This is a genomic window from Methanospirillum hungatei (assembly GCF_019263745.1).
Taxonomy (GTDB): domain Archaea; phylum Halobacteriota; class Methanomicrobia; order Methanomicrobiales; family Methanospirillaceae; genus Methanospirillum; species Methanospirillum purgamenti.
In genome coordinates this window covers 266291-285782 of record NZ_CP077107.1, presented here as the reverse complement: position 1 = coordinate 285782, position 19492 = coordinate 266291, and the positions used below count along the sequence as shown (strand labels likewise).

General features: G+C 39.1%; 25 protein-coding genes. 11 read left to right on the top strand and 14 right to left on the bottom strand.

Going from position 1 to position 19492, the window contains the following annotated elements; translation table 11 throughout:
• Window positions 1-229: 229 nt before the first annotated feature.
• The 5 genes from KSK55_RS01370 to KSK55_RS01350 all read right to left on the bottom strand — a co-directional run bounded on the left by KSK55_RS01370 (window position 230) and on the right by KSK55_RS01350 (window position 4255).
• Window positions 230-640, bottom strand: a complete 411-nt coding sequence (locus KSK55_RS01370) for a hypothetical protein (RefSeq protein WP_214418450.1) — start codon at window positions 638-640, stop codon at window positions 230-232.
• A gap of 175 nt (window positions 641-815) precedes the next feature.
• Window positions 816-1667: a Ni-sirohydrochlorin a,c-diamide reductive cyclase ATP-dependent reductase subunit gene (gene cfbC / locus KSK55_RS01365; protein ID WP_214418449.1), complete on the bottom strand. Its 852-nt coding sequence runs from the start codon at window positions 1665-1667 to the stop codon at window positions 816-818.
• 22 nt (window positions 1668-1689) lie between these two features.
• Complete coding sequence (locus KSK55_RS01360; protein ID WP_218607875.1) at window positions 1690-2679, bottom strand: phosphoribulokinase; 990 nt, start codon at window positions 2677-2679, stop codon at window positions 1690-1692.
• Between the two features lie 42 nt (window positions 2680-2721).
• On the bottom strand, window positions 2722-3909 hold the full coding sequence (locus tag KSK55_RS01355; protein WP_218607874.1) for an FprA family A-type flavoprotein: 1188 nt from the start codon (window positions 3907-3909) through the stop codon (window positions 2722-2724).
• A 127-nt stretch (window positions 3910-4036) separates the two neighbouring features.
• Window positions 4037-4255, bottom strand: a complete 219-nt coding sequence (locus tag KSK55_RS01350) for a hypothetical protein (RefSeq protein ID WP_214418446.1) — start codon at window positions 4253-4255, stop codon at window positions 4037-4039.
• A gap of 101 nt (window positions 4256-4356) precedes the next feature.
• On the opposite strand from KSK55_RS01350, the gene KSK55_RS01345 reads away from it, so the two are divergent.
• Entirely contained in the window at window positions 4357-5865 is a 1509-nt protein-coding gene (locus KSK55_RS01345) for a methanogenesis marker 14 protein (protein ID WP_214418445.1), read from the top strand.
• A 59-nt stretch (window positions 5866-5924) separates the two neighbouring features.
• Window positions 5925-6164 (top strand): hypothetical protein, encoded by a 240-nt coding sequence (locus KSK55_RS01340; RefSeq protein WP_214418444.1) that lies wholly within the window; start codon window positions 5925-5927, stop codon window positions 6162-6164.
• Here the strand turns inward: KSK55_RS01340 and KSK55_RS01335 are convergent.
• Window positions 6145-6741 (bottom strand): hypothetical protein, encoded by a 597-nt coding sequence (locus KSK55_RS01335; RefSeq protein WP_218607873.1) that lies wholly within the window; start codon window positions 6739-6741, stop codon window positions 6145-6147. The genes KSK55_RS01340 and KSK55_RS01335 overlap by 20 nt on opposite strands.
• Window positions 6742-6786: 45 nt before the next feature.
• On the opposite strand from KSK55_RS01335, the gene KSK55_RS01330 reads away from it, so the two are divergent.
• From KSK55_RS01330 to KSK55_RS01315, 4 genes are all read left to right on the top strand, one after another.
• The gene (locus KSK55_RS01330) at window positions 6787-7539 is read left to right on the top strand and encodes a type 1 glutamine amidotransferase (RefSeq protein WP_218607872.1); all 753 of its coding nucleotides are present in this window, start codon (window positions 6787-6789) and stop codon (window positions 7537-7539) included.
• A 79-nt stretch (window positions 7540-7618) separates the two neighbouring features.
• Window positions 7619-8134: a YeeE/YedE thiosulfate transporter family protein gene (locus KSK55_RS01325; RefSeq protein ID WP_214418441.1), complete on the top strand. Its 516-nt coding sequence runs from the start codon at window positions 7619-7621 to the stop codon at window positions 8132-8134.
• A gap of 9 nt (window positions 8135-8143) precedes the next feature.
• A complete protein-coding gene (locus tag KSK55_RS01320; protein WP_218607871.1) occupies window positions 8144-8701 on the top strand; it encodes a YeeE/YedE thiosulfate transporter family protein in 558 nt (185 codons plus the stop codon).
• Window positions 8702-8737: 36 nt separating this feature from the next.
• Complete coding sequence (locus KSK55_RS01315) at window positions 8738-9061, top strand: hypothetical protein (protein ID WP_214418439.1); 324 nt, start codon at window positions 8738-8740, stop codon at window positions 9059-9061.
• Window positions 9062-9248: 187 nt separating this feature from the next.
• Here KSK55_RS01315 and KSK55_RS01310 read toward each other — a convergent pair whose 3' ends face one another.
• Complete coding sequence (locus KSK55_RS01310; RefSeq protein ID WP_214421368.1) at window positions 9249-9572, bottom strand: transcription factor S; 324 nt, start codon at window positions 9570-9572, stop codon at window positions 9249-9251.
• A gap of 108 nt (window positions 9573-9680) precedes the next feature.
• On the opposite strand from KSK55_RS01310, the gene artA reads away from it, so the two are divergent.
• Window positions 9681-10490 carry an archaeosortase A gene (gene artA / locus KSK55_RS01305; protein WP_218607870.1) on the top strand — a complete coding sequence of 270 codons (810 nt, stop codon included), beginning with the start codon at window positions 9681-9683 and terminating at the stop codon, window positions 10488-10490.
• Here the strand turns inward: artA and KSK55_RS01300 are convergent.
• Complete coding sequence (locus KSK55_RS01300; protein WP_218607869.1) at window positions 10462-11094, bottom strand: CDP-alcohol phosphatidyltransferase family protein; 633 nt, start codon at window positions 11092-11094, stop codon at window positions 10462-10464. The two genes, artA and KSK55_RS01300, sit on opposite strands and share 29 nt — an antisense overlap.
• 156 nt (window positions 11095-11250) lie before the next feature.
• Between KSK55_RS01300 and KSK55_RS01295 the strand changes: the two genes are divergently transcribed.
• Entirely contained in the window at window positions 11251-11931 is a 681-nt protein-coding gene (locus KSK55_RS01295; RefSeq protein ID WP_214418436.1) for a RibD family protein, read from the top strand.
• 8 nt (window positions 11932-11939) lie between these two features.
• On the opposite strand, the gene truD is transcribed toward KSK55_RS01295, so the two are convergent.
• Window positions 11940-13208, bottom strand: coding sequence for a tRNA pseudouridine(13) synthase TruD (gene truD / locus KSK55_RS01290; protein WP_218607868.1), 1269 nt, complete (start codon window positions 13206-13208; stop codon window positions 11940-11942).
• Complete coding sequence (pth2, locus tag KSK55_RS01285; RefSeq protein ID WP_218607867.1) at window positions 13205-13567, bottom strand: peptidyl-tRNA hydrolase Pth2; 363 nt, start codon at window positions 13565-13567, stop codon at window positions 13205-13207. The genes truD and pth2 overlap by 4 nt, the downstream gene beginning before the upstream one ends.
• A gap of 63 nt (window positions 13568-13630) precedes the next feature.
• Between pth2 and KSK55_RS01280 the strand changes: the two genes are divergently transcribed.
• Both KSK55_RS01280 and KSK55_RS01275 read left to right on the top strand, forming a co-directional pair.
• Window positions 13631-14806, top strand: coding sequence for an NAD(P)/FAD-dependent oxidoreductase (locus tag KSK55_RS01280; RefSeq protein ID WP_256664136.1), 1176 nt, complete (start codon window positions 13631-13633; stop codon window positions 14804-14806).
• A 49-nt stretch (window positions 14807-14855) separates the two neighbouring features.
• Entirely contained in the window at window positions 14856-15173 is a 318-nt protein-coding gene (locus tag KSK55_RS01275; protein ID WP_256664134.1) for a hypothetical protein, read from the top strand.
• Between the two features lie 2 nt (window positions 15174-15175).
• Here the strand turns inward: KSK55_RS01275 and KSK55_RS01270 are convergent, their stop codons facing one another.
• The 3 genes from KSK55_RS01270 to KSK55_RS01260 all read right to left on the bottom strand — a co-directional run bounded on the left by KSK55_RS01270 (window position 15176) and on the right by KSK55_RS01260 (window position 18485).
• Window positions 15176-16534, bottom strand: coding sequence for a tetratricopeptide repeat protein (locus KSK55_RS01270; protein ID WP_218607865.1), 1359 nt, complete (start codon window positions 16532-16534; stop codon window positions 15176-15178).
• 81 nt (window positions 16535-16615) lie between these two features.
• Window positions 16616-17515: a nitrogenase cofactor biosynthesis protein NifB gene (gene nifB / locus KSK55_RS01265; RefSeq protein WP_218607864.1), complete on the bottom strand. Its 900-nt coding sequence runs from the start codon at window positions 17513-17515 to the stop codon at window positions 16616-16618.
• Window positions 17516-17624: 109 nt separating this feature from the next.
• Window positions 17625-18485, bottom strand: a complete 861-nt coding sequence (locus tag KSK55_RS01260; RefSeq protein WP_218607863.1) for a TMEM175 family protein — start codon at window positions 18483-18485, stop codon at window positions 17625-17627.
• Window positions 18486-18548: 63 nt separating this feature from the next.
• Here KSK55_RS01260 and KSK55_RS01255 point away from each other — a divergent pair, with 63 nt between their 5' ends.
• The gene (locus KSK55_RS01255; protein ID WP_214418429.1) at window positions 18549-18941 is read left to right on the top strand and encodes a thioredoxin family protein; all 393 of its coding nucleotides are present in this window, start codon (window positions 18549-18551) and stop codon (window positions 18939-18941) included.
• A 1-nt stretch (window position 18942) separates the two neighbouring features.
• On the opposite strand, the gene KSK55_RS01250 is transcribed toward KSK55_RS01255, so the two are convergent.
• A complete protein-coding gene (locus KSK55_RS01250; protein WP_218607862.1) occupies window positions 18943-19449 on the bottom strand; it encodes an Hsp20/alpha crystallin family protein in 507 nt (168 codons plus the stop codon).
• Window positions 19450-19492: the final 43 nt, after the last annotated feature.

The window sequence follows — 19492 nt, the reverse complement described above, 5'->3', positions numbered from 1 at the left end:
TTGATATCCGAGGGTAATCCAGCATAGAGGTGAGTATTACGAGAGAAAACTAATCTGCTTAAGAATTTATTGTGATAAAATCTGTGTGCCATCTCTTTGTTAGAAAACCGTGGAAATATTACCGGTTTAATCAATTAAAGGTTATGGTAATAAAAATATTGATTATCAGGAAAACTTTCCGGATTAACAGAGAATATACCTGGAACGCGTAAATGATGATCAAGAGAGATTAACAGGTGACAAGCATCCGCTGTGAGTCACCAGCAAGAGAAGGAAATTTTATTGCGCTACTCATGGGAAGACGAGCAACAGGTGCATAGGTAGAACGTTTGCATAATAATGATTTCAATGAATCGAGCGACACAGTATATCTGTTTCCATCAATCAATTCAATATTCATTGCTTTGCCTGAATATGACAAATATGCAAGACCAACTGTAGAACTTACATATTGTTTCCAGTTCATTCGTAACTGAAATGTTCTTGCAGAAATTTTTCCTCTGATGGCCCGTTTCAAATCATCCATTCCAATGCCAAACCTTTTTCCGTCAAGGACAAGTTCAATGATCTCAGTAGGGAATCCTTCTTCATCAATTGTTATCGTTTTCGCTTTTTGCATATAGCCTGCTTTTTCCAGCATTATTGTCACCCTGTTAATACTAGAACGTCTACAGTACCCTATTTAAATCTTTAAAAAGCAGGGTGAAAGTGAAAATAAATTTATACATATAATATAATAAAATTCAAATTGAAGATTTAAATTAAAAAAAATGAGAATTTGTTCTTGAAAAAAAAATAGATTACTTTCGCAAAACCTATATTTTTTTGTGAGAATTAAGATCTGGATGGAATTTAGGAAGGTATGATCTAGCTAATTTTTCCAGTTCTTCTATCTCTAACGGAGAGGGTATAACAAATTCTGAATTTGTTAATATTGCATCTGCCAATAATTCATAACTGTGGGTGAGAGATGATTCAGGAGCATATTCAACAACTGTCTGATTATGTAATTCTGCATGTTGAACAATCTCACTTCGTGGAATATATGCTATGATTCGTGAACCGACTGCTGTCGCAAATGCTGATACAAGGTTTTCTTCATCTGGGAGATTTCTACTATTACAGATTACTCCTCCTAGTCTACAAACCTGTCTGACATTCTGAGAAATTCTGACAATCGCTTTACAAATATTATTCGCTGCATACAATGACATAAGCTCGCCGGATGTTACCAAATAAATCTCCTGAGCATATCCCTTTCTCATTGGCATCGCAAATCCGCCACACACGACATCTCCAAGTACGTCATACACTATGACATCTTCGTCAAATGCAGACAATCGCTCAAGAAGTTGAAATGTTGCAATAATACCTCTGCCTGCGCAGCCAACTCCAGGTTCCGGACCACCTGCTTCTACACATCTGACTCCTTTGTATCCGGTAAAAACAACATCTTCAAGAGTAAGGTTTTCTTCGCCTCTCTCCCGGATTAAATCCAGTACTGTTGGTATTAAGGTTCCTGCCATCAGCATCCGGGTGCTATCACGTTTCGGATCACATCCAATCTGCATTACAGAAAGATCCTTGTTAACAAGGGCTGCAGAAAGATTTGCTGATGTAGTTGATTTCCCGATACCTCCCTTACCATAGAGGGCGATCTGTTTCATCCCTATTCAATACTGACGCTAATTATATCAGGGATGCGGTTTGTGAATGGTTAGGTAGAGACAAAGAAATCCTTCCATTAATAATCTGCCATGAAAGCATGAGACGGACAAGATCCGTGCCGGTTATGTGTTCCTGGTTTCGGAAAATATTGATAGGAGATACTCCGGTTTGGTATTCTATCTGCCGTTCAATTTTATGAATGGTGTCAGGCATTAGTTCCCCATCGACAACAAGTGCTCTCATCTTCCGATTATCCGGGTTTTGTGATATGCATGATAATGAAAAATTATGTGAAGATTTTTTAAATAAATCGCAAAGATCGATATTAAGTTCAATATCTTCAAAACAATACTCCTGTGCAGGCATCGAAAGAATTACCTGGTATACATTCCTCTTCTCCCCTTCTTCTTTTCCATAAGCGGAGTATTTTATCTGAATAACCGCATCAGCAATCAATCGTTGTGGTTCGACATATTGATGATAATCAGGTTCTCTTTTTTTTATCTCTGATTCAACATCGGTCCGATTGTAATTTCGTTTTCCCATATCACGCCGGATCTTCCAGTCATATTTAACATCCTTATCTGGATCCACAAATATCGTGTAATCATAGAGCGCACGAAGTTCATCAGTTGCATATGGATGGAGTCCCTCGACTATGACAAATTTTGTAGGCTCAAATTGCACATTCCGAGCAAAAGTTCCGTGTTCATGAGAGTAAACTGGTTTTAAAATTGATTTTCCTGCTTTAATATCCCTGAGATTCTGAGTTAGTAATGTCAGATTATTTGCAGAATGAAGAAGTGGGGTAATACCCATTTTTGCACGGTCATTACGATCATACAGATGATAATCATCCACCGTTATAGAAGAAACAAGTTCATCTCCAAATATATCGGATATTGCTCGGGTAAATGTGGTCTTACCTGAACCTGAATCGCCAGCCACTCCGATAAGGTATACTATTGGAGACTGTCGAATAACTTCCCTGAAATTTTCCGGATGAGTCATATCTATATGCATTTTCTTTGTAAACCGAGATCTGTCACAGTCTCAAGATATGAGGGGATCAGATGTGTGCTTTTCTGCAATTGCTTCTGCAAGGGCAAGAAGGTCTGCTCTGGATTTTTCATCAGGTGCTCCCTGGATGTAAACCGGGCTTAACAATTCGGCTTTAATATGGGGAATCATTGATTTTAGTGTTTCAACAGTTTTTCCACCCCATCCAAATGACCCAATTATTGAGGCAAACCTGGTTTTTGGTTTTACAAGATTTGCCAGATATGCAGCAGTTACCATTTCCGGGTGGGGCCCAAATAAAACGGTAGGAGTTGCAAACACAACCGTAGCAGCATCAACCAATTCAAGCGCTAACAGACCTGAATCTCCTCCGGTCAGATTAAAAGGTCTGACACCAATTCTCCGTTCCATAAGAAAATCGGTAAACATCCGAACCATTCTTTCGGTGCTGCCATGCATAGAGACATAAGGAATGAGAACGGTATTCCGGACTGAATCGCTCGTCCAATCTACATATTTTTCTAAAATCCACTGAGGATTATTTAGAAGAGGACCGTGGCTTGGAGCAATGATTGCAATGTCCATCTCTTGAATTTTTGCCAGGTATTGTTTGATGCTGTTCCGAAATGGCATCATAATCTCTGCATAATACCGTTTTGCCAGAATTTCTGTCCGGCATGGATCATCCATATATAGAGAAGAGGTTGCAAGATGTGAACCAAATAGATCACAGGAAAATAAGATTTTCTCTTCAGGACAATAGGTAACCATCGTTTCTGGCCAATGAACCCATGGATATTCAATAAATTGAAGAGAAATTCCTCCAAGATTAAGACTGTCTCCGGTTTTTACAATCTCAATACGAGAGGGAGGAACATCCAGTAAAGAGGATAAAAGGTCTTTGCATTTCTCTGTACAATATACCTTTGCACCAGGGAATAATTCAAGAATTACCGGCAAACTTCCTGAGTGATCCTGCTCTGCATGATTGATAATGATTGCATCAATCCGATCACATCCCGCCTTCACAAGATTTGTGATAAATTCTTCCTCATGGACAGGATCTACAGTATCAATTAAAGCTGTCTTTTCTTTCCCTCTGATCAGAAAAGAATTATATGAAGTGCCTTCTGGAAGTGGAATAAGATTATCAAAAATCCTTCTATCCCAGTCGATAGTTCCAACAGATAATATCTTATCAGTAATTTTTCTCACGACCATTTCAATCCCTCAAATATTCTGTTGAATATTATGGACAGGAAAGAACATAAAGAGCCCGTTTCTTTTTTTTTGATGATGAAAAAGAGATAGAGGGAAAGAATCTATATGAGTAAAAGGATTGAAAAAATCACCAGAATCCCATCTTTTTCTCTTTCCATTCAGCACATTTCCATGCAGGCTCAACTTTTGATCGCATATGTATGATTTTATATTTACCGTCGCTATCTGATCCAACATAAACCGGAACTGGGGGATTTTTCCAACACTCAAGCCGCAATATCTCTTTGCTTTTACCAAGGATTGGAACACAGAACTGACAATTTTGACAAAAATGCGGATCTGACATACTCATCAGATTCTGAAAGATGTCACATTTATAGATATACATTTGACTTATCTGACACTCAAATCGAAACATATATCGCAAACCCTGAGTCACAGGTTTTTATGAATCCGGGAATCTTCGACAAATTTTTTAAGCCACTTCCGAAACCTTACATTGTCGAAAGTCCTCCGCCACCCCTTATTGTGAGGGGGCCCGGAATGGAACACCGGGAATACGACGAAAAACCCTATTTTATCGTGGCATCAGTAGAGATGGGGAACACCACGACAAAATGTATTCTGACAGGTGTTAATCTTGAGACCGGGATGTGCTATGTAATTAATAAAACAGTCAGTATGAGCCGGGATGTGCGGCGTCCCCTACCTGGAGAAGAAGTATTTGGCAGGACATTGGATGGGACCGAGCTGACACGTGAATCAGTTACTGAACTGGTGCGTGACACACTAATTAAGTGTCATAAAGATGCCAAACTGGATATAAAAAAGGATCTTGATTTTGTTGTCCGGAGTACCGGAGTTGTGGCAGCCATGGACTCGCCTGATCAAGTAGGGGATTTTATTATTGCTCTTGCAAATGGCTGTCTTGAAGCAGGGGTTCCTCCAAAAAAGATGACACCCCCGATGTCTAAAATGAACCAGGCACAAAAACTCCAGCCCTTCTCATTTGCAGATCGTGTTAATTTTACAGGGGCAGTTGCAGGCGTTGTTCCTCCCCAGGGAACTACCGGAGTTGAGATGGTAGCAAATGAGATGGAAGGTGAACTTGCTATGGCAGGGATTAAAGAAGGCGCAAAATGGACCCCTGTTGATTTTAGAAATCCCTGTATTTCCATCGATTTTGGAACAACTCTTGATGGTCGCATAACCTCTCCGGTGGATCTAAAATCAACAAATCCCTTTTCTAAAACAATTGGTAACTTTTGTGGGCTGGCAGGGGCTATCCCGGATGCTATTGTAAAAGGGACTGGTCTTGTTAATGAGAAAAACGGAACCGCGCTTGATATTTTTGGTGAAAAAAGCAGACTTTCCGGATCTATTGGATCAAAAAAGATATCAGATACCGTCAGTTCATATGTTTCCCGCTGTCATGAACTCATATCTGTAGAAATTGTTCCAAAAGATAGAACCAGATATGGGATGGTACCAGTCTACGCTGAAGTGGCCATACAATCAGGAGTGGCTTTGATTGGTGTTGATGCAGGAGTAAATGGTTCCAACCTCCATGCACTTGGTGAGATCGGTAAGGAGATAGTAACAAAACACTCAATGCCAATTCTAAACGAGGTTATTGACCGAGTTTGTGCAGATATGGCATTACGCATGATTGATGTTGTTGACCAGCAGAATTTGATATATCCGGATACCTCAATAGGATTTACAGGACGGGCAGCAATTTCCGGGAAAAAACCAGAATATATTCTCCAGGGAATAATGGACAGGAAACTATTTCAAAAACCTGTTGATCATGTTGTCTTTGTTGATGATGGGCTTGCCAGAGGAGCAGCCCTAATGGGCAGATGTATGAATTCCTTAGGAAAGCCTGACAAGCCTATTGGTGGCGTCAGAGGGGGGAAATGTATTATGTCCAGGCGGATTGCAATAGGAAAATAAACTCTTTTTCCGATTCAAAAGGAAATGCTCATCCATGTATAATGGCAAACGATTGAAGCATGGAAGATGAGCAGTTATATGACCTTGTTTTTCCTCCTGGGACCCCCCGGACCATCATTCGTGAAATAATAAATAAATTTGACGTTGAACTTGTAGATAGAGGAGAGCCCATATCATTTGCGAACATGGAAGGTGATGTGCGAAATCTCATTGCTGCTCGGGGAAAAAAAGAAACGATGATTGAAGTTGAAAAATTTTTCAGAGCTCAGTTACAGGAATTTATTGGCGATTCTTCATAATGAAAACCATGGTTGCACCGAGAACCAGTGATAGAAGAACACAAAAGCCAGATATAGGACTTTTCTGAGTCTCAACAGGTGAAGGAGTTGTTATATTTGTTTCCGGAATAGTGGTTAATGTCGGAACAAGAGTATTATTCTCTTCTACCGTTTCGGAACCAGATTGGATTATTGTCGGGACAGGTGTATTACCAGTCTCCATTTTTTCTTCAGTCAAATCAAACATTACGGTCTCTACATATCCTTTCCCTATTACCTCAGTCCGTACCATATATGAATCAGGCATCCATTCTGCAGAATTGAATGATAAACTCCAGGAATAGGTGCCATTTGTTGATACTACAGGAACAACTCCTGAACCGCCACCAGTCATTGATGATTCATATTTACCTTTAGGACCAAAAGATGCAGGCCAGATTTCAATGAGAACTTTATTGTCAGTATTGTAATTTGTATTTCCACCGATGATAATCTCATCTCCTACGGAATAAACCGGCAGGACAGAAATATCTGCATAAATCGGAGATATAATACAGAATAAAAGACACACAATTCCAATAGCTGAATACCAGTTCATGATACTATTTAGATGCTAAAAAAGAATAAATCAAGTACATAAAACATGTCTGAAATTTTAAAAATCGAAACACTATCAAAAGGAAAATATGTTGTCGCGCTTGAACACGCACCATATGAGACACCTTGTTATATTACTTCGTGGTTAGCCAGTCAATCCATCCCGGTAAAAGAGATAAAGGTCTGGGAAAGAGAACCATTTCCGGACCATAATGAAGTCCTTCTTCTCATTATTATGGGCGGACCGATGAACATATATGAACATGATATATTTCCATGGCTTATTTCAGAAAAAAAGTATATCAAAGAGATTATTGATCTTTCAATACCTGTCTTGGGGATATGTCTTGGTGCTCAACTTATTGCAGACGTATTAGGTGGCGTAGTAACCAGACTCCCAGTACCTGAATTTGGATGGACTCATATTTGTCGAAATAATGAACACAAGATTCATTCAGAAATAGATCACCTGTTTCCGAATACTCTTGAAATATTTCAATGGCATCAGGATACCTTTTCAATACCAGAAAAAGCAGTCCATCTCTATTCTTCGCAAACTTGTACAAATCAGGCATTTATATATGCAGATTTTGTTATTGGACTACAATTTCATCCGGAATTATATGAGAACGATATTTTAAATTTTCTAATGTTGGTAGAAAAAGATACAGGAATAACAGAAGATGAATATCCAAAAATGGACATTCTTGATAGAATATTTTTATATCAACAAGGTATTGAATTTTTAGAAAAACTCCTGATTTTTCTTTTATCATCTTCAAAAATCTCTCTTTTGTAACATTTTAAAAATTAATAATTATTTCACTATTTTATGGTTTCATCGAACCATTCAAATCATTAGAAGAATGAATATTGGTATGCTTGAATTGTTGCTGGAACCGAGGTGGTCACCATATCTGGCTGGTGCAGGTATCGGATTGCTTCTCTGGTGTTCCTTTTTATTTTCAAATAAACCATTGGGATGTAGTACCGCTTTTTCACGGACATCCGGAATGATTGAAAGTGCATTTAATCCGGAAAAAGTAAAAAATTTGGAATATTATACTATTTTTCCTCCCGTAATTGAATGGCAATGGATGATGGTTGTAGGCATCATTATTGGTTCTTTCTTATCATCATACATATCAGGAACATTTCAGATTATATTTATTCCACACACTTTTTACACATTTTTTGGAGATAATCTCCTTTTCCGATTTCTGACTGCTCTCATAGGTGGCATTTTAATGGGGCTTGGAGCAAGATGGGCATGGGGATGTACCAGCGGACATGGGATTTCCGGTCTAGCTCAATTATCTCTTGCTAGCATGGTTTCAGTTATTGGATTTTTTATTGCAGGAATTGTGACAGCAATACTGCTATATTCTCTATAAGGTGACAGGATGTTCGAACAATACCATACAAATAGCCTACTTCAAAAATTTTTCGGATTATTCATCGGTATCGGGTTTGGGTTTTGTCTTCAGAAAGGAGGAGTAACGAGTTATGACATTATAATCGGACAACTTCTCCTTACCGATTTTACGGTAGTAAAAGTTATGATCTCTGCAGTTGTCGTTGGGATGATTGGAATACATCTGATGAAAACTCTAGGCTGGATTGAATTTCACACCTTTCCTGGTTCAATAGGTTCAAATGTTATTGGGGGACTATTATTTGGAATTGGATTTGCTCTTCTTGGATATTGTCCGGGAACTGTTGCAGGTGCAATAGGACAGGGACAGATGGATGCTCTTATAGGAGGAGCGGTTGGAATACTAATAGGTACTGGAATTTTTGCACATTTTTATCCCATAATAAATTCTAAAGTATTAACTATTGGAACGTTTCCTGTAGAAACTATTCCTGAACTGATTCAAATTCCTCGATGGATCGTAGTAATAATTATGATTCTTCTCATGATAGCAGTTTTACAGTATCTTCCGGTATTCGGATTATAAAGAATGAAGCAATCAATAATTTTTTAGAGCACATATATGACCGTTACCCCCCCTGAAAAAAGACAAATACGACCTTGTTCAGCCTGTGCTTTCTTTGTATTTACTTCAGATACTGGTGAAGGGAGATGTAATCTTGGGAAAGATGAAAAACCCGGATCTGATGAAAGGAGATGGGAATTATCAGAAATTTCCGACTTTATTCATTGGCCATGTATGTATAACCTGACCCCTGAGGAGATTGAAGTCTCTGTAGATTCCTGGGTAAAAAGTCTGGTTAATGAATCGCTCAGATTCAGAACCTCAGTTCAGACCCGGCGATCCATTTCAACGAATCGAAGAAAGGGAAATCGAAAATACTAAATTTATTCATCTTACTATTTTCCATGGCAGAGAAGAGAGTATATGGTGAATTAATATAACTCTTACGTTTAAGAATTTCCATAAAGGAAATTGCATAATTTAAATGAACATCCCTAAATTTTTTAGAAATATTCACAAAAAAATTTAAAAATAATTTTTTAAAGGATGTTAAAAATGATAGGAAAAATTAGTCGTATTCACGCCAGGTATGATTACACTTACTATTCGTACATCTAAAAAACCGGACCTCACTTTCATCAGCTGAACGAAGCTGCCGCAGCCACCAGAACGCTTCTCCATTCCCACAATTCGGGCACTTTACAGCGATGGTTGGAAGTGTGCGGAGTGATTCGGTGTCTTCTACAATGACGATTTCTTTTTCTTTTCTCTTATCGGTGATCTTCATTTTAGTCTCGCCATGACCCTCTTTTTCCCAGCCACAAGAGGTGCAGACAAATGAGCCACCTTGATTTTTTAGTAATTTTCCGCACTTCTCACAAAACATACTCATAAAGTCTGACAAAGATACATTTAAAATATACAGCAGTACTTCCTTACTCGTGTGAATAACCTCTTCCATAGAGAATAATTATCACATTCTCATTCAGACAATATGAGGATGTTTGAATTCCTAATTCCTGTTTCTTGTCTATTTTTCTTACTCGCTCTTTTTCCGGGTATACATCGGGAGTATGCAGGGATCTTAGCATGGACAACGATAATCATCGTCTTTATCGGAGGTCTTCCATCCTGGATAGAAGAAAGCAATATCTTGTATCCGGTCATGGCAGTTCTCTCAATACCATTCTTACTCATTACGATTCGGCTTCTTCTCAGGAAAAATATTGCTGTATTAAGTCTTACTCGTGCTGCCGGGGTGGCATTTATTATTTATGCGCCGTTTGCGTTCATTGAAGAGGTAGGAAACGCTCTCATATCTCTTGTCGTTTCTCATACCAGGTATGTGTTGGATCTTATCGGATACCAGGTGGACATTGTATTATGGAATACATTTCAAAGTGGGATATTCAGAGTTGAAATTATTCTCGCATGTACTGGAATACAGGCGATCGCAATTATGCTGGGTGTAGCATCTGCTGTTCCTACTACGATAAAACAGAAGGTGTTAGCCTTTCTTCTTATCGCTCCCGTCATTTACATACTTAATCTATTTCGAAATGCTGGAGTTATAATGGCATATTCAAGCCAGTTTTTTTCTTTCCTTCCCGATATTTCAGGAAATCCAGAGATTGGATATGCAAGTTTTTTCTGGGCACATAATATTCTTGCAGAAGGTGTGGCTCTCATATTCTTAATTGCTTTAGCTTACAGTCTTTTCAGACTTATTCCAACTCTTGGAGATTTTGCAGGTAATCTTGTAGGAACATATGAAAAAGAGATTAAGAGTATCGTTTATAAAGATAGGTAATTCTCTGAATTGCAGACATATTCGTGCAGACTGCAATAATCAACACTGACACCCAGATAAATCCGGTAAACCCGCCAAGGACGAGGACAAGAACTGTTTCAGGTCTTCCAAAAAAGCCGATACCTTCGAGGGGATCGTCAATTTTCCCTTCCTTTCTTTCAGTAAATCCTATCTCAGCATAAGTTACCGGTTTGATAAACGTGTTCATCATTGAACCAATAATTGCAATTGCTACAATTCCAAAATCCCATATATGGGGGACATTTGCTATCCCTGATATGATCGGAATTCCGGAAAGACCAACGCCAAGGAGAACTATCGTGTCTACATACTTGTCTGCTATCCAGTCAAAAACAGCACCAAACGGAGTCTCACGTCCGGTCATTCTCGCAACTGAGCCATCAACAAGATCAAGAATCGCCGAGCAGAAAAGTAAAAGGCTTCCAATAAAAAATGAGTGAAAAAAATACGATATTGAGCAGAGACAACCTGCAACTATAGATAAAATTGTAATGGTATTTGGGGTAAAACCAGCCTTTTTACATATTTCTGCTATCGGTTCAAGATGCTTAATAAACCTATACCGAAATGCAGTTATATTCATTCTTCACGTACCGTTGAGAGCCATGAGTGATATTTCTACCGATAGAAATCGTATCCCTGAATACTGGGTAATGAACTTTCTTCTGGTCAGAACTGAAGATTATCTGGTATCTCACATTATCTATTAGTCTTGTTCCATCCAATAGTACCGCTACATATGTCCGACCAGCACACCCGCCCTCATGTCATGCTCGTATCAGAAGTCACCATTGATGGTAAACTTACCGTTACCAGGGGCGCTTCATCCAAACTTCTTATGCAGTTCATGTCTCACGAAGCTGAAGTTCTTCTTCACCAGATACGAGCTGATTCTGATGCTATTATGGTCGGTGCAAACACTATCAGAATCGATAATTCATTTCTGACCGTTCGTCATGTTCCAGGAAAAAGTCCTATCCGGGTTATCCCAACATCAAAAGGAGATATTTCTCCTGATGCGAATGTTCTATCGCCCGACGCCCCTACAATTATTGCGGTTTCAAAATCAGCATCCCATGAAACATGTAATGAACTTGCGCAAAAAGGTGCAATAATAGAAGTTTGTGGAGAAAAATCAGTAGATTTACCTTATTTAATGAAGATTCTTTATAATAAACACGGAGTGCATAATCTCATGATTGAAGGGGGATCCACCCTGAACGGACAGATGTTTCAGAATGATCTAATCGATGAACTGACTCTAATCCATCTTCCCTTCATAGCCGGTGGAGAAGACACCCCTTCATTGGTTACAGGTCTGTATCCTCGTGATGTTGCGGATCTTTTAAAATTGGATCTTATTACCCAATATATGGCAGGAGATAATCTCATAACAAAATGGCGGGTTATCAGATCCTAATCAGGAGATCATATCATACTGATCGGATCCGATTTCATTAACTCACGCAGGATAGTGGTTGCATATTGTCCAGGAGGAAGAGAAAATCTGACAATAGTATCCTCTTCTATATGACTTATTGACAGATCTGTTTTCATCAGAATCGGACGAAATGATCCAGCAAAAGTTGTGTCAAGAGTTTTTGTAATAGTTCCAAACATATCCGAAGTTATTCCCTGTTGCTCCAGAATATGTGAGATATTTTTATCATCATCTCCAGGTCCAGGAACAAAGGTTCCTCCTGGTAGAAGAAGTGCCAATCCGCATTTCCCTCGTTTTGTCTGAACTGTGGCTGCACGAACAGTTGCAGATGTTGTCTGATCTGTTCTGCCATCCGGCCAGATCAACCGATCACCAACATCAGGTTCATACAAAGACCGTCCTTCTTCTATACGTAAACTTAAGGTAACATTAAAGATCCAGGACTGCACAGCGCTCACATACATCGATCGAAGTGTCCGGGGTAGTGAACGAATAGCACCAAGGTAGTCATGTGGACTGCTAACCAGGTAATGGAGAACAGATCGTTCCAAAGACAGACGGTTTGGTAGAAGATGAAGACACTGAGCTGGATCTTCTGTATCAAGATAGCAGGCCCTTCCTTCCTGCTCCCGCTCTTCCATACGAATTCCGGGTTTTCCAATCATCACCCTGATTGCTTCCTGATAATTTCCTTTTAAAATCTCTAATCCGATGTGATGGGTTACCGGACGTATCACACCAAACCGTTGGTACCCAACATAATTTGGAACACCCTCAGCGATGGTCTGAATGAATGATTCAGGAGATACTACTAATGATGAATCTGAAAGCCCTCGAATTCGAATTTTAAATTCATTTCCCTCCAGATTTCCAAGTCCAATAGGATGTTGAGATGTTCCAACCGGAGTAAGAGACATATCAGGAATTGAAAGACGGGAAATATCATTTTCTGAACAATTATATAAAGAAATATACTGAGTCGTTATAGCTCGTTTATCTTTAGTTCCGGCAAAACTAATTCGTTGCTGACTTATTCCAAGACCTGAAGCAATTGCTTTTATTGCCCGGTGTTGGTCCCAGTTTTTCTTTTTTAATACGCAGATGAGATAAGGGCCGGTACTCATTGTATGATTGGCAATCTCAGAGACTTCAAAGTCATCTGGTGTATTCCGGAGAGTTCCTCCGGTTCCGGCAAAATCAGTCCGATACCATGAAAGCCCAAGTTCCTGATCAATCTCCCAGGGACTTCGAATCATAATAATGAAAGTGAACCGGTAATTTTATCAAGATCTTCACATTTCGCCGGACCTAGTCCCAGAGCAGTGATCGTACCCGGAGGAATTTCAGTCATTCCAGCATCCTGAATTAGGGCCGCAGCAATTCCTGCTGACTCTGCCAGAGTTTTTAATTCAAACAAGGTCTTCTGATCCGATACTTTTAGGACAACTTTTTTCTGCCCTTCATTCATCCATGCTTTTTTCATTGTCAATGAGCTTTTTTCATAAGCGACGATGGCAGCATGTCCTGCCTGTGCACATTTTTTTCCACAACTCATCTTTACATCATTGCGGATTATGATACATTGCTTATACTTAAATTCAGGTTCTGGTACCATCTTCCTCTAGCAATAGGATTCCCAAGCACAAAGGTATGCCCTCCGGTGAGTTCATAGGCAGTCATGAAGAGTATATACCAGACTATGAACCGGAAATATGATGTTATTGTTGTGGGAGGAGGGCCAACAGGATCTACAGCGGCTCGAATTTGCGCTAAATCCGGTCTATCCACCTTACTTGTCGAAGAACAGGCTCACATTGGATACCCGGTTCAGTGTGCTGGTTTATTATCTAATAGTGCTTTTACAGAGTGTGAAGTATCAGATTCCTCTGTCCTCAATATAGTCTCCGGCGCAGATGTTCTGGCTGGGAAAGCCATGTGTTCATTTGATGCAGGAAGAGATATGGCGTACGTCGTGGACCGGGGGGCTTTGGATCATGAAATGATTACAGCTTCAGCAGATGCTGGTGCAGACATCAGGCTCAAAACAATTGCATCAGCTGTTTCGCGCACATCAAGATCTCTTTATCTAAAAGGTTTGTATGGAAAAGAACAAATAGAATATTCAATGCTAATTGCAGCTGACGGACCCAGAAGTTCAATAAGCAGAATGATTGGTATACCACGGGCTCCAGTATACCTTTCCGGACTACAATGTGATGTGGCCTGTTCAACTCCAACAGAACATGTTCGTATTTTCCCTAATGCTGCACCAGATTTTTTTGGGTGGATGATTCCTATTCATCCTGAAAGAACACGGATAGGACTTTGTGGAATTCATCAGGTACAGGAATTGTTCCAGAAATTTATCCAACCATATAAGAAAGCCTGTACACATTTTGTAAGTGGAACCATACCACTTGGAACATTAACCAGAACATATGACGACAGAATTCTGATAGCAGGTGATGCAGCAGCAATGGCTAAACCAACTTCAGGTGGTGGTGTTTACACCGGAATACGTGCAGCCAGACACGCAGCACGTGTTGCAACAGAAGCGATTGAGCAGAGTGATTATTCGATACAAAAAATGAAGACATACGAACATTCCTGGAAAGCAGATTTTGGTCATGAAATCAGAAAAGGATTTTATATGTATACTATCCGACAACAGGTGTCAATCCAGGATATGGAGCGAATTATTGAGATCCTGGCAGATCCTAAAATCAGGGAAATCATTTCAAAAAAAGGAGATATTGACCGGCCATCCCACCTAATCACATCACTCATGCAAAATCCCCTGATGATTCCAGCCTGGTATTTAATGGGAAAATCCTTGTTGAAAAGCTTGATCTAATGAAAACTTCATACATTTACTATTCAATACTACAGGTATGGTAAGTCATATGCCCACCAGTAAATATGGAAGAGGATTTATTGTAAATATCACTCATTTAAAAGTAAAATTTTCTCTTCCTCCTGAACAAGCTTGGCCCGGGATTCAGGATTATCTGACCGAACTTATTCTTCCAACACAGTTCAAAGGGACTGAAGTGGAAACACTAACAGATTTACTCAGGCAAAAAGTTGTATGGCATCAGGCTGGCGGACCTGTTGACAAAGAGATGTATACAGATGTAAAACGGTTACTAAACAGGATTATTGTTGCTATTGATAAAGAGCTTGGAATAGAAAATCCCGATATTGGTCAATATCATGCGTAATATCAGAAACCGAGAATGCTTCTAAATGAGCTGATTGAACCACCAATCACATCCCCATTTTTAAACTGAACATTTGACAGAGCATCAAACATTTCACTTTTATCTCCTCCAAATTCCAGCCCTTTTTGAAGTGCTGCAATAGCGTCATCACGCTGTCCATAAAAAGAATTGATGAGACCTTTAAAGAGATACGATCTTGAATATCCTGGTTCGACCTCAATAGCCTTGTCAATATTTTTCATGGCATCTAGATAATCACCGAGCATTCCGGTTGCATACCCATATGAGGAAAGAACCTCAGGATCATTTGGATAAAATTCCATGGCCCGTTTATAAGCATCACGAGCACTTTCCATACGCTCGGTTTTTATTGCACAATACCCTTTCTTTTTCCATCCTTCGGCATAATCAGGAGTAATGGCAAGAATTTGGTCATATACATCAATGGTATCCTGGTATCGCTTAATCTTATAATTGATTATTGTGGTTCGCTCCCACATACCTGTAAACTTGACATTACTTGCAATAGCCACATAATATGCATCCATTGGTTGCATATCCTTTGTTATCTGGGTATTTTTCGCTCCCTGATAATACCAGAGTTCGTTCTTAGCCAGGGCATTAAATCCACCATCAAATGAAAAAAATGCATCCTTCCAGTTACGGTTATGAAATTGTGCCTCACCAGAAACAAACCAGGCAGGAACACAGGTAAGATCCATGTTTCGGGCTGTTTTTGCACTTGAGAGTGCTCCATAATAATCACCTTTCTGAAGCAGCACATACCCTTTGTTGGAATAAAATTCTGGTTCATCCGGTTTGAATGAGATCGCTTTATCAAAAGCTGAAAGGGCTTTATCATATTCTTTCATTCCATAAAAAGTGACACCCATATTGTTCCATGCTGCAGCATAAGATGGATTAAGGGCCGTTGCTTTTTGAAATGCCTGAATAGCTTCATTAAATTTTTCCGTCCTGGAAAGAGCCACACCCTGCACATTAAACTGAACCGGATCATCAGGATTTAATGATACTACGTTCTGAAATGCTTCAACCGCTTTTTCAGGCTGATTTAAAAAACCCCATGAACTTCCTATGATATGCCATGCAAAACTGCAGGTTTTATCAACAACAAGACATTGTTCTGCTGCTTTGATGGCTTCAGGATATTGTTTTTCATTAAAAAAAATTAAAGCACGAAATTGGAGGGCTGTCAGGTTTTGAGAGTCATGAGATAACACATAATCATTTTCATTAATCAGATCTTCCAGAGTGATATTCTCGACCGAAGTGTTATCCTCCGCTCCACTAACAACACATATGATTATAAGCAACACAAGGAAAGGGAGGATAAATTTCATAGGATTTCCTCCCGCCAACTCAGTGGGGGGTACGCAATATTGGAAGTCGTGGTTAAAAAAGAATATGATGAAAGATGAGGTTTATGTTTTTCTGCCGATGCATGAATTAACATCTTTGCCAAGGCAGCCAACTGCATCTGATCTGCATCGTTGACAATGAGACATCTGCCTGACATATGGTTTACATTTTTCCTGCATTGCAAGTTTTTCTTCCATGGTTGGAGGAGTAATATGAGCAAATTTTGCCTGGGATATTAATGGAATAATGTTATGAATGAACACTCCCATTTCGCTAATCTTTTTAGCAATATCAGGAATATGATGATCGTTGATACCCGGAATATACACAGTATTCACTTTTATCAACATTTTTCGTTCAACTGCCATCTTTATTCCCTCCAATTGCCTTGACACCAGAATTTCTCCCATTTCATGGCTTGAATAATATCGCCGACCATTGAAATCTATATACTGGTAAACTTTTGCTGCAATATCGGGATCAATGGCATTCATTGTCACAGTAATGTTTGTGACGCCGTATTTTTCCAGAAGATCGATTTTATCCGGAAGAAGAAGGCCGTTTGTACTGACACAGAGAATAAGGTGAGGGTATTCTTCATGTACCAGCCTGAATGTTTCAAATGTTTCTTCGTTATCCAGTGGATCACCAGGTCCGGCAATTCCAATTACTTTAATATATGGATATTCATTGATAATGTCGCGGACTTTTTCAAATGCTTTCTGAGGGTCAAGAACTTCACTGGTAACACCAGGGCGGCTTTCATTGACACAATCAAATTTGCGGACACAATAGTTACATTGAATATTACATTTCGGTGCTACAGGTAAATGGGCCCGTCCGAATGTGTGACTAGCCTTTTCACTATAACACGGATGCTCTTGGATCTTACGTATCTGGTCGGGATCCCATTTTACTATTTGACCATCTATTTCGGTCTCCCGGTACGATTCCTCAGCCATGGAATACACGTTATCTTTAGTCCTATTATAGTTCATCGTTCGATGAATCCAAATGAACGATTCGAAATGTCAGAAATGAATGGATGTAAGTGGGTTAAATTTCATAGATTCAACCAATTTTGTTTAATTCTTGAACTTTAAGATTACAAAGCTGAGTCTCTTTTCCGGTGTTAACACGATTTTCAGAACTCCATCTGAGCAAAATTTTTTCTACAAGTTTATCTTTACTTATCTCCATTTCTTCAGAGACCTGATGAAGAACTGCATCAATATCTGGGTGTATACCTATCATAAGAGAGATAGAATTAATCTTTGATGGTAAACCATTTGCATCAGTTTGAAGATCGGTAGGTTTGAATAGCAGTATGAGTGCTTCAAATGCAAAGATGAAAAGATAACTTGCTGAACTCCAGGATGGACTAAAAAAGAGTATTCCGATTGCAATCAAAGATACCAAAGGAACAATACAGGATTTAAAAAAGATAAACCGGTATAATGTTTGAGTAACTGGAACAGATAATCTAGCTTTATTGATATATATCCATTGACTCAGGAATAACAGACCTAAAAAAAACATATTTAGATGAAATAACAGCAATGCGGATTCCTGAGAATAATTATCTCCGGCAAGACTGGACGTAAATGGCAACAGACAGGTGATAAATAATAGAATAAATGTCAGTCTGATGAGAATACTATCAACTTTTTTAACCAATACAAACAGTCGGTGATGAGCACTCCAGAATGCAGCGAGAATAAAGAAAGCTAATGCAAAATGAATAAACTGAGGTAACATCTCTTCAAGTATTTCTCCAGGTGATAAGAATTGGGAATTATCTGGCAGATTCAAACCTAATACCAGGATTGTCATAACAATAGCAAATACTGCATCAAAAAATGCTTCTAAACGATGAGGATTTTGCTCAGTATATGTAGAAACGAGCAGGTGATAAGGATAAATTTTTCTCATAAATAATTGGTGAGATGTAATCCCGAATCAATCTATATATATCATGACAGGAGAGGTCTGTATATGACTGAAGAAAATGTCCAGGAAATCAATGATATAGAATGGGAAAAACTGGTAGAGAGAAATGAAAAACCTGTTTTTGTGATGTTTTACAGTCCTTCCTGTACTCATTGTATTAGAATTATGCCATCGGTTGAAGATTTGGCAAAGGATTTTGGAACAGAGGTTTCGTTCGTGAAACTCAATCTTCTCAGATTTGATTATATCGGAGAGCGATATGGGGTTATGGCAACACCGACTTTTATCTTCTTCTGTGGAGGTAAACCGGTTCAGACACGAGTTGGGGCAATTTTCCCAGTTATGCTTAAAAAAATGGTAGAAGAAATGGTAACACAAGGGGAAGCATGTCGTCTCTCTTCAACTGAATGGAAATATGAAATTACCGGTTATGGATAATTTAACCTGTTTTTTCATGTTCAGGTTCTTGAATAGAACCTATTTCCTCACTCATTATTTCAGTTTGTGCAACAGTCTGACTCTCTTCAGGAGAACGCATAAGGTATACTAATTCTAATATCCCGTTTCGGAAAGTGCGAACACAGGATGATTCAACAACAGGAGGTAATGGTGCAGAACTCCGGTATCGTGTTTTTCCATCAAAGCCAATTATATGGAGAGTATTTTCAGATATTGCTACGTTAATTTGCTCATCAAACAGCCCTTTTAATTCGCAGGTAGCAATAACCCGATCATCCCATTCAATTACTTCTATTGGCGGGTGTTCGATATCATGGCCTGGACCTGACCCTCCAGGAAAAGGAAAACCGGGGGGGAGATTTCCGGCCATTATGATATTTACCCCAATGACACCCGGACGAATTTGTCCCTGGCCAAAGGCTTGTGAGAGTATTTTTCGTAATATATCTTCCATATTTCTGAAATCTTCTGGTGGACTATCATTCATGTGGTTTATTCTCCCTGTATCATAGGGTCTTCTTTCTTATCAA